Origin of the sequence: Bacillus cereus group sp. BfR-BA-01408 (genome assembly GCF_022663305.1) — a bacterium.
Lineage (GTDB): Bacteria > Bacillota > Bacilli > Bacillales > Bacillaceae_G > Bacillus_A > Bacillus_A pacificus.
Genome location: NZ_JAKUFF010000374.1, coordinates 1 through 206, shown reverse-complemented (window position 1 = coordinate 206; position 206 = coordinate 1). Strand labels below are relative to the sequence as shown.

Below are 206 nucleotides of genomic sequence, written 5' to 3'. Positions count from 1 at the left end.
CGGCATAAAAAAATGGTGGCTCGGGACGGAATCGAACCGCCGACACGAGGATTTTCAGTCCTCTGCTCTACCGACTGAGCTACCGAGCCAAACATAAATGGCGGTCCCGACCGGGGTCGAACCGGCGATCTCCTGCGTGACAGGCAGGCATGTTAACCACTACACCACGGGACCATTTGGTTGCGGGGACAGGATTTGAACCTGCG

2 tRNA genes are annotated in these 206 nt (G+C 57.3%); both read right to left on the bottom strand.

Features of this window, described 5'->3' with window-relative positions:
* Positions 1-13 precede the first annotated feature (13 nt).
* A tRNA-Phe gene (locus MR083_RS27720) sits at positions 14-89 on the bottom strand.
* A gap of 9 nt (positions 90-98) precedes the next feature.
* Positions 99-174, bottom strand: a tRNA-Asp gene (locus MR083_RS27715).
* Between the last annotated feature and the right edge of the window lie 32 nt (positions 175-206).